The 313-nt window shown below is 62.6% G+C and carries 1 protein-coding gene; it reads left to right on the top strand.

Annotation, left to right across the window (positions count from 1 at the left end):
* Positions 1 to 313, top strand: a 313-nt coding sequence (locus CYJ76_RS11900; protein ID WP_462345206.1) for an ABC-2 transporter permease, incomplete at both ends; no start/stop codon positions are given.

A 313-nucleotide genomic window follows, 5' to 3' on the forward strand; every position in this document is an offset into this window, starting at 1 on the left:
CAAGATCGAATCGCTGCTCTTCTTGCGCCACGGGGAGCAGCAATTGCTCTCTATGGTCATTCCGCTGGGGCTGCTTATTGGTCTGACGCTGATTCCCGGCGATGACGCATCCCACGCAGTGACACGCATATTTCCCATGGCTTTGGCGATCGCGCTGATGGGCGCGGGCTTCACGGGACAAGCCATCGCAGTGGCCTTCGACCGACGCTATGGGGCTCTGAAGCGCATCGGCGCGGCGGGCGTGCCCACCTGGGCGCTGATCGCGGGCAAGGTCGTCGCGGTGTGCATCGTGGTCTTGCTGCAAGTGTTGGTG

The sequence above is a fragment of the Kytococcus schroeteri genome (assembly GCF_002847825.1).
GTDB lineage: Bacteria > Actinomycetota > Actinomycetes > Actinomycetales > Dermatophilaceae > Kytococcus > Kytococcus schroeteri.